The 8,895-nt window shown below is 42.1% G+C and carries 3 protein-coding genes and 3 pseudogenes; 3 read left to right on the top strand and 3 right to left on the bottom strand.

Annotation, left to right across the window (positions count from 1 at the left end; all coding sequences use genetic code 11):
• Window positions 1-513: 513 nt before the first annotated feature.
• The 3 genes and pseudogenes from acnA to KPX09_RS03200 all read right to left on the bottom strand — a co-directional run bounded on the left by acnA (window position 514) and on the right by KPX09_RS03200 (window position 6,262).
• Window positions 514-3,135, bottom strand: coding sequence for an aconitate hydratase AcnA (acnA, locus tag KPX09_RS03215; protein WP_249548966.1), 2,622 nt, complete (start codon window positions 3,133-3,135; stop codon window positions 514-516).
• Window positions 3,136-3,541: 406 nt separating this feature from the next.
• Window positions 3,542-4,502: pseudogene (locus KPX09_RS05800) on the bottom strand (P44/Msp2 family outer membrane protein).
• Window positions 4,503-5,209: 707 nt separating this feature from the next.
• The gene (locus tag KPX09_RS03200) at window positions 5,210-6,262 is read right to left on the bottom strand and encodes a 5-(carboxyamino)imidazole ribonucleotide synthase (RefSeq protein WP_249548965.1); all 1,053 of its coding nucleotides are present in this window, start codon (window positions 6,260-6,262) and stop codon (window positions 5,210-5,212) included.
• A 156-nt stretch (window positions 6,263-6,418) separates the two neighbouring features.
• Between KPX09_RS03200 and apaG the strand changes: the two genes are divergently transcribed.
• The 3 genes and pseudogenes from apaG to KPX09_RS03185 form a co-directional block, all read left to right on the top strand.
• A complete protein-coding gene (gene apaG / locus KPX09_RS03195) occupies window positions 6,419-6,826 on the top strand; it encodes a Co2+/Mg2+ efflux protein ApaG (RefSeq protein WP_249548964.1) in 408 nt (135 codons plus the stop codon).
• Window positions 6,827-7,412: 586 nt separating this feature from the next.
• A pseudogene (locus KPX09_RS03190) lies at window positions 7,413-8,096 on the top strand (P44/Msp2 family outer membrane protein); the annotation flags it as partial.
• Window positions 8,097-8,257: 161 nt separating this feature from the next.
• Window positions 8,258-8,895: pseudogene (locus KPX09_RS03185) on the top strand (P44/Msp2 family outer membrane protein); the annotation flags it as partial.

Below are 8,895 nucleotides of genomic sequence, written 5' to 3'. Positions count from 1 at the left end.
AAGCAACGCTAAGTCCTAACCTCTATATGCCCTGAAATGGGATACAAAACCTGCTATTGCTTTTTTAGCGATAGCTAGACACCGCTGTATACCCTAGTTACTATGTGCCATCTCTTCGCTCAGACAAGGTAAACTCACTTGGTCCCTATATATTGTTACTGTAGTACTAGAAGATGAATATTTCTGTTGTGAGTGTAGCCGTAGAGCTCAGCCTCATTGAGCATGACTGCATCACACCTCTTCTAATTTATTTATGCACTGAGTTGAGGCAGTCCCAAATTCTGGTACGTAAAAAGTGCTTTAGCAACCCGTAAGGGGGTATGAAACAAATGCTCAACATGCACTCAGGTCTTGCTCCGATCATTCACACCTAAACACGGTGCTCACAGGTATATCAAGGGATACTTTTTTGCGCGAGTAACACTACGCATTTTTACACCACCATATAAGCCACAATTGTGCCTTAGCATCCCCTTACGTGTACATATTTGTACTACAATTGTTTCAATGACATTACATTTGACCTGTCACCATCCTATTTAAAACATAATGTAGCACACCCCCACAAGAAAGATAATCAACTTCTATCGCAGTATTCACCGCGCATACCAGTGCTATAGTTTTCACAGTCCCATCGCTTTTTCGTACTTCACACTTTATCTCCTTTCTTGCTCCTATTTCACCATACAAAGTCAGGGTCTCATCCCCTGAAAACATACTCCGGGATTCATCCTTGAAAATTAGTGGTAAAACACCCATCCCGACGAGATTTGACCTATGTATACGCTCGAAGCTTTCGGCTATAACTGCGACCAATCCCAAAAGCAAAGTACCTTTGGCAGCCCAATCCCTACTAGATCCGGTACCATATTCCTTACCTGCTATTATAACCAGCGGAGTATTTTCCTCGGAGTAACGCATAGCCACATCAAAGATTGGCAAAACTTCCTGCGAAGGATAATGACGTGTAAATCCACCTTCTACGCCGGATAACATCTCGTTTTTTATACGTATATTTGCGAATGTACCACGTATCATTACATTGTGATTCCCGCGTCTTGAGCCGTAAGAATTGAAATCACCTTCTTTAACCCCACTCTGCAAGAGAAACTTACCCGCTGGACTCTCAGCAGAAATATTCCCCGCAGGAGAAATATGGTCAGTGGTTATGCTATCACCCAATAGCATGAGCACTCTTGCATCACCGCATTTTAATGCATTACCTTCAATATTCTTCTGCTTTGTTGTAACCTCTGTGAAGTACGGAGGTCGCTGTACATATGTACTTTCAGCACTCCAACTATAAGTAACATCTTCTTTTGATTCTACTCTCTGCCATATAGCATCTCCCAAAAACACATCAGAGTATTTTCTGACAAACATCTCACGAGATATAAACTTATTCACTATCTCAGCTATCTCCTCAGTAGTAGGCCATAGATCCTGCATATACACCGGTTTGCCCCACACATCTTCAGATATAGGATCTTTGGTAACATCGATTAATACTGTACCACTCAAGGAAAAGATCACGACCAGAGGAGGTGACGCCAAAAAGTTAGCTTTTACTGAAGGATGTATCCTGCCTTCAAAGTTCCTATTCCCGGATAAAACTGACGCAACAAGCAAATTATTGCTTTGCACACATTCTTCTATTTCCTTTGATAGCGGCCCTGAATTACCTATACACGTGGCACATCCATATCCAACAATGTTAAACCCTAGAAGATTCAAATCGTCTTGGAGACCCGAAATCTTAAGGTACTCAGCTACAACCTGAGAACCCGGAGTAAGAGAAGTCTTCACCCATGGCTTAGTCTTTAAACCCAATTTTCTTGCCTTACGCGCAACAATTCCCGCCGCCACCATAACATACGGATTAGAAGTGTTGGTACAGCTGGTAATAGCCGCCACTACAACATCACCATTTTTTACAGGCAAGTGCGAGTCTTCTCCAAATGTGCTCACCGGCAACGAATTTGGTATTTGAGCTAGGAAAAGCTTATCCTGGGGCCTTTTAGGTCCCGCAACAACAGGCAGTATATCTTCTAAGTTTAGGGTTAACTTTTCCGAATACGACACCTTGCAATTATCGCACCACAGACCTTGCGTCCGCATATACTTCTCTACGACATCCAGATACTCCCTATCACGACCAGTGACGTAAAGATAATCTAATGTACTCTGATCGAATGGAAAGAATCCACAGGTTGCACCATATTCAGGCGCCATATTTGCGACGGTAGCTCGATCATATGCTGACAGATTTTTCAGTCCTTCACCATAAAACTCAACAAATTTCCCTACTACCTTCCTGCTTCGCAGTATTTCTGTAATTGTCAAAACCATATCTGTAGCAGTCACACCCTCCTTTAGAGCTCCACGGATTTCAAACCCTACAACTTCAGGAACAGACATCACGATGGGCTGCCCAAGCATCGCTGCTTCAGCTTCTATGCCACCGACACCCCAACCAAGAACTGATATACCATTAATCATTGTGGTGTGGCTATCCGTCCCAATCAGAGTATCTGGATACAAAACGCCCTGATGATTCCATACAACTTTGGCTAAATATTCAAGATTTACCTGGTGACATATACCAGTACCTGGAGGAACAACGCGTAAATTTCTGAATGCCTGCTTGCTCCATTTGAGAAATTGATATCGCTCTAGATTACGTGACATCTCGAGCGCAACATTTTCAGCTAATGCGCTTTCCGTCCCAGAGAAGTCTACTTGCAATGAGTGGTCCACGACAAGATCAACGGGTATTCTAGGATTTATAATGCTAGGATCTTTACCCTGCGCCTTCACAAAATCCCGCATTGACGCAAGATCAACCAAAGCTGGCACGCCTGTAAAATCCTGCATCATCACCCTAGCGGGCATGAAGTTCACTTCACAGGAATCTCCCCCACTTACACACGCAGCAAACCGTTCTATATCAGGCAGTTTAACATGTAGACCGTCTTCATTTCGAAGTAAGTTCTCCAGCAAAATCCTGTAAACAAATGGTACGCTAGCGATATCCAGACCCAGCTTCTGACATGCTAAATCCAGCGCGTAATAATCGTAGGATACCCCAGCAACACGCAACTTTTTTCGCACTTGCAAAGTATCCAAACACGTCATATGCAACCTCCTTTCACGCAACATCTGAATATCCCCCTGCGGTTAAGTAACCCTGAAGACAGCAACCACCTGCTCTACCTGACGGCAACATGAAAGTAATTTCCTTAGGACTACCATGAGCACACACCGCACACTAACACCTACCTGGAATGCAGCACAACCAAGAGGATGAGATTGACAAATACTTATACAAAGTCAAGCCATCACCCACCTCCACACGCAAAAACACACAAGTACTTGCTCGCAGCTATTTGTGGCGAATATCAGAACAATAAAACAAAAACCTCCGCATTTTGCTCTTCTATACCTAGCCAAATACTTTCTGTCCATCTTTTCCGCATACTCACCGTTATTCCTGCGTATAAAATCTCATAAATTTCTTAACTTATATTCTAATATTCTTTACTTACCATTCATTTAAAATATTATGACAAGCATTGACCATAACTGAAGTAGAAGAAACCGCCCTAATCTCAACAACCTCCCCACCTTCAATAGTTTTAGCAAGTAATCCAGCTACTATGGTTTTTTCTTCGGGGGTGAGTTCCTTTACTAGGTCTTTGGCTACAGCGGTGGCGTTCCCATTAGGGGTACCATCTTTGGCAGATGTATTATATATCCTCCCCGTAGGCCAATTCTTATTATGTAGCTCTACTTTCTTTACAAAACTACTAAAAGACTCTTCGCCCTTTTTCCCATAGCTCTTTAAATTACTACATTGAGCAGTATAGTTAGCGTCAGGCTCAGCTTTATACCCACTCGACGCAGTTGTTGTTCCATCAGCATGATCTCCACTACAAACCTTGCCATCGATGATAGGATGAGAGATTTCAACAGCCTTAGCAAAGTGAACAATGTCCTTACCTTATCTAATAATAGATCCTTATACATAAACCAGATATGAAATCCTAGGATTACTAAACAAAACATACCTAGAGACTGCTTTTAGATATTCGGAGGAGCGTAGTTACTCAGTCTCCTCGCATATTAAACTCATTTGTAAACGAGAGACACTACAAAATAAAAGCTAACTCCTTAGCTAATAGATATACTGTATATGCTTCATCTTCCTTACTACCACTATCTCTAATACCCTTAGTCTTGAAGCGCTCGTAACCAATCTCAAGCTCAACCCTGGCACCACCAATACCATAACCAACACTACCTTCCATAGCTACAAGCATGTTGTCCTTAAACCCAATCCGAGGATCGGGTGTATTCCAGTCAAACTTGTTAGACTCAAGTTTGACACTCTTACCATCCTTTAAGTATGGATACACTGCTCTAGTCTCTCCGTTACTCTCCCTTATACTAAAATCTCTTATCTTGCTAAACTCTGCTCTGTATTCCAATATTCCTACCTTCAATAATGACCGCGGTGCTTAGATTTGAGTGACAGATTAGAGAGCACATTCACCCGTGTTGTGCCGACACGTGGAGAAACCCAATTTCGGACATCCATGCTCAACAACCGAGTCTAACATCATATCTCTTAGCAACTACTATTTTTGCTGCTGTATCAGAGTTTGTCATGCAACACGTTCTACAGATGATACCTGCAACAGGTTTCTAGATAATCAAGTACAGGTCATACGTGGACCTTATGAGAAATACTGACTGTAAGATAGGTGGTTATACATGTGATTGCTCATGATCAGCACGCATAATAAATGTTGAGCATGTCTGGCTGATGTACTAATGCGAAGCATCTTATGGTCCAACCCGTTCTTGCAATGCTGGTAACGTACTTAAAATAAAAACAGGGGCTCAATTCAAAACTATATGCTGTGGTAAACTAACAGTGTGCCTACGTAGACTATTAGGGTTTTACGAAGAAGCAATATAGGCAGGGCAGTCCTTATTCCTAACGTTGACCTTATGCCTTAATACAATCCTTAATAAATCCTGAGTGGTGCTTACGCTACCGTCACATAGGGCCGTATTTGTGCCTGATTTGAGCTTTTGTGCGTCTTTCGATGTACACCTTTATAGTATATGCTGCAGACTTGCCGCAATGCCTTTTGTACACCAACAAACTACACGGGTAAGTGCTTAAAGATGAAGAGTGTTCTCTTCAGTATAACAGTGAGTTTATATGCCCCATCTTTCTTTTTGCGCGAGGCTGCTTTCCGTACAGAGAGATGCTATTACGATGATCTTGGTGAATTTCCTCATCAATGATGTTATCTCCGAAAACATTTCGCATAACGCACGGTGTTAGTAGGTGCACAGCACGCATGGGGAGCCCACAAACAATACGTATCAGCTGTTCAAATTGGCTAACATTACACGCATCTTGGCTCCAGTGACCTGAATTATGTGGACGTGGAGCAATTTCATTCACTAGCAACTTACCACTTTTCGAGATGAAGAATTCAACTGCAAGTATGCCCACCATTTCTAATGACGTTGCAATGGCATAAGCGATTTCTTTAGCTTGCTGCTGTAGGTTTGTCGATATACCAGCAGGAACAACTGATTCACTCAGTACGCCATCTACATGTGTATTCTTTGCTACAGGAAAAAACGTATGAGAAGCGTTGCGATCAACAGCTATGATTATAGATATCTCTTTTTCTATCTCTATCAACCTTTCCAGTATGTATCCCTGCTCTAAAGGCAAATGGGCTAGTGACGCCACATCTTCAGTGCTGCGTAGAACGTATTGGCCCTTTCCATCATATCCAGATTCAGAAGTTTTCAGCACAGATGGCACACCAACATCATGAACGGCCTTATGCAAATCTGTATGACTATGTATAACGGCGAAATTAGCTACGGCAATACCTAGTGACTGTATGTGAGTTTTCTCACGTATTCTGTTCTGTGCAACATGTAATGCCCTCACTCCAGGATATACAGGGATAGTTTCTTGAAGTGTATGCACCGCTGATACTGGAATATTTTCGAATTCTATTACTGCTACGTCAACTATTGAAGCAAATGTACGCAATTTTTCTGTATCACTGAAACTGCCTATTACTGAAGAGTTCGTGACGAAAACAGCAGGATCAATTGCGCTTTCTGCAAAGATACTGGTTTGATAGCCTAGCTTAGAAGCAGACAGAGAAAGCATTTTTCCTAACTGACCACCTCCTATAATACCGACTCTGGTGGCGGATGACATATGATGAGAGATAGGTGTTCGCATGTTATAGAAATTGATGTAGCGAAGAAAAACAACTATAATGGATTATAGAACATAAGCAAAGTATCAGCAAATGTTAAGAGGGTGGGTTACTTTGCTTAGGGGGAGAGGTGATAAGATAATGGGAGCTGTGCGATGACAGTGTTGGAGTGTGGCAAAGAAGCGGGACTAATAGAGGTAGAAGTAACCCCGAGTTATTTAGAAGAGCATTCTATACCACATGAGAACTGTTACATATGGCTCTATAGTGTAAGGATAAACAATAAAAGTGATTCTACGGTTCAGCTGCTCAAGCGAAGTTGGAAGATCATAGATTCCAAGGGAGGCGTGAATGAGGTTAGCGGATCTGGAGTGGCAGGTAGTCAGCCAGTACTGAAGCCGGGAGCTTTTTTCGAGTATACAAGTGGTACGTGTTTAAGTACTCCTTCGGGAGTGATGAACGGTTGGTATCAGTTTGTAGATGAGGATAAGGCACAGGTGTTTTATGTAGATGTGCCGGCATTTTCATTAGATAGCCCCTACGATAGTTTGAGGCTGAACTAAGCAAGAGAATAAGCAGTGGTGCGCTGTGTAGATGTACGCACTAATTTTATATTGTGAGCAGTTTTTAGCTGTGTATAGTAATCTGTAATTGTGTTTGTATTATAAGCTTTCGGTCCGAGGGGGGCAAACGTAGCTTATATTTGTAAGTCTCACAGCGATAGTGTCCTTGTGGTCCCGACGCTTTATTAGTCATAGTTCATCTTTTTGTGAGTTAATAGCAGATCAGTTTCTCAGTCTTGATATTGAGTGAGGAAGATGAAGCAGCTACAAAATATCTTCCAGCTAAGGAGTTAGCTCTGTTATTTTGTTATGCATCTTGGTTGCGGATGAGTTTAACTTGGTAGGGTATTTAAGTCACAACTCTTTTCCATATATCTAGGAGAAGTTTCTAGGTACGTTTTGTTTAACTAACCTTAGATCTTAGGATCTAATACCAAGTCTCACATATAGGGTTTCAACGGTGGGTTTTGTTATCAGGTATCAGACTCTATTCCCGTGTTCTATTATCAAGCCATTGATGTATTGATTATTGGGTAAATTTAGTATTTTGGAAATTGGTTAACTAGGATCTTATTATTAGATAAATAAGGGAATTAGAGATAGTGGTAGTAAGGAAGATGAAGCTGATACAGTATATCTACTAGCTAAGGAGTTAGCTTATGATGTAGTTACTGATCAGACTGACAAGCTTGCTGCTGCTCTTGCCAAAATAAACGGTAAGGACATTGTTCACTTTGCTAAGGCTGTTGAAATTTCTCACCCTATCATCGATACCAAGGTTTGTAGTGGAACTCATGCACAGATCGACGGTAATAACGCGACAACGTACGATGCAGCGCCGGGGAAAACGGAAGCTAAAACAGCTCAGTGCAGTGGTTTAGGTAGTGCGAGCGCGACGGGACCTAAATCTCTTAGTGGTTTTGTTAACGCTGTGAAAGTAGGTGAGGGGAAAAACTGGCCTACGGGTCAGGCTGGGAACACAACAGCTGCCAAGATAGGCCCTACTAATAGCAACGCCACAGCGGTAGCTAAAGACATAGTCAAGGAACTCACTCCTGAAGAAAAAACCATAGTAGCTGGGTTACTAGCTAAAACTATTGAAGGTGGTGAGGTTGTTGAGATTAGGGCCGTTTCTTCTACTTCAGTTATGGTTAATGCTTGTTATGATCTTCTTAGTGAAGGTTTAGGTGTTGTTCCTTATGCTTGTGTTGGTCTAGGTGGTAACTTGTTGAGAGACGTGCTCCTATCAGCTATAGTGAACTTGAGATGAGGTTGTATTGTGAGATATTGTGCGAGTTACCCATAAAATCTCATAGCAAAGATACAACCTCAGTACTGTTCTGTGGAGATATCTTTCAGTTGTTTCCCTAACCTCCTACAGATCGCTAGGGGTACCAAAAGCCCACGTAATAACTCTTAATTATTCAGAACAAGACTAAGGGTATTAGAGATAGTGGTAGTAAGGAAGATGAAGCTGATACAGTATATCTACTAGCTAAGGAGTTGGCTTATGATGTTGTTACTGGGCAGACTGACAAGCTTGCTGCTGCTCTTGCCAAAATAAACGGTAAGGACATTGTTCACTTTGCTAAGGCTGTTGAAATCTCTTACCCTATCATCGATAAGAAAGTCTGTACCGGGACTCATGCGAAGGGGACTGATAGTAATGCTACGGCGTATAAAGCTGTACCCAGTGCTGACACAGACACGGCACAATGTAGTGGTTTTAAAGACACACAGCAGGGACACCCGTTTAGTGAGTTTGCAAAGGTATTGGGGCTGAGTGAGGGTAAGAATTGGCCAACAGGGAGTTGGCGTGACAGCAGCAGCTTGAAGTCAAATGAGCAAAACAGCAACGCCACAGCTGTAGCGAAAGACCTAGTCAAGGAACTCACTCCTGAAGAAAAAACCATAGTAGCTGGGTTACTTGCTAAAACTATTGAAGGTGGTGAGGTCATTGAGATTAGGGCGGTTTCTTCTACTTCAGTTATGGTTAATGCTTGTTATGATCTTCTTAGTGAAGGTTTAGGTGTTGTTCCTTATGCTTGTGTTGGTCTAGGTGGTAACTT

It is taken from the genome of Anaplasma phagocytophilum, assembly GCF_023476575.1.
GTDB lineage: Bacteria > Pseudomonadota > Alphaproteobacteria > Rickettsiales > Anaplasmataceae > Anaplasma > Anaplasma phagocytophilum_A.
Note: the sequence above shows the minus strand (reverse complement) of the source record. Positions and strands in the feature narration are given on the sequence as shown.